This window comes from Neisseria sp. P0022.S010 (assembly GCF_051956635.1).
In genome coordinates, this window is sequence record NZ_JBQCXF010000725.1 from 1 (window position 1) to 1,149 (window position 1,149).

The 1,149-nt window shown below is 49.2% G+C and carries 2 protein-coding genes; both read right to left on the reverse strand.

From position 1 onward, the window contains the following. Positions 1–160: 160 nt before the first annotated feature. Positions 161–712 (reverse strand): hypothetical protein, encoded by a 552-nt coding sequence (locus tag ACTHUT_RS20960; RefSeq protein WP_250600585.1) that lies wholly within the window; start codon positions 710–712, stop codon positions 161–163. Positions 713–748: 36 nt separating this feature from the next. Beyond that, a complete protein-coding gene (locus ACTHUT_RS20965; protein ID WP_250600583.1) occupies positions 749–1,102 on the reverse strand; it encodes a nucleolar protein in 354 nt (117 codons plus the stop codon). Positions 1,103–1,149: the final 47 nt, after the last annotated feature.

Sequence of the window (1,149 nt, forward strand, 5' to 3'; positions counted from 1 at the left end):
GGTAATGTGCGTAAAGGGCGAATTATACCGTATTTACTAGGCACAAGAAATTGAAACGGGCATAATCATTATAGGATTCAGGCCGTCTGTTTGGCGTGACGAAAATTTTGGATTTCGTTTACACCTGTTCAGACGGCCTGATGTTTTGATTGATTTGGACTTACATTCTGCCCAGTTCGCGCTGAAGGGCTTGAATGTTTTTCTCCCTATCCAAAACCGCACCTTGCAGTGTACTGATGGCCTGTTGATTGACGCTGCCGCCTTTGGCTGTCCGCGCTTGGCTCAGTTGCTTTTTGGCATCGGCCAAAGCCGCGCGTTCATTGGATAACTCGGTTTCCAAAATAGAGCGGCGACTGTTGACGCCGGAGGATTTGGGAGCTGGAGGAGGAGCCGTTTCAGAAGCAGTACGGACAGGGGCAGGTTTGGGCGTTGCTTTATGGTTGGATTTTGCAGCCGTATTTTTGCTTTTTGCCGGAGCCGTTTGTGATGTCGGCGCATTGAGTGTAGGCGCATCGCTAACCGGGGCGTCGTATCGGCTGCTGCTGTATTTGCCGACAATCGGTAAGTCGTTGACAGTTTGGCAGTTTCCGCTTGGGCGCGAGGTATAGACAATCGAGCCGTTGACTTCACAGGTGTAGATTTTTGCGGCGTGGGCTTGGCTGTTGAAAACAGCAAGCGGCAGCAGGGATAGGGTAAGCAGATATTTTTTCATGATTCAGGTAGGGCTGATTCGTTGCAGTTGAGCATTTTATTCTTGTTCAGACGGCATGGGCTGCTGTTTTTTAGCTTTTGCACTGTTTTTGTTTTTGCTCGGTTTGTCGGCTTTTTTCTCTTGTTTATCGGATTTTCCCGTGCGTGCCTTTTTCTTAGGCTTTGCACTTGCGCGTTCGTCAGAGGCATTGAGACTGCGGATGTTGAGATGGTAACCGCTGCCTTGATGGCCGCTGATTTTAGGCAATTCGGCCTGTGCGCAGGAGGATTTGGGTTCGGAAGTATAGCTGCCGTTGCCGCAGGAATAAACTGCGGCGGCTGCGTGAAGAGAAATGCTCAAGACGAAAGAGGATACGAGGAAGTATCCGGCTTGTTTGATGATTGAAGTCATGTTTTTCCGTATTGTGTTTTATTTCAGACGGCCTGATGGCTCTATTT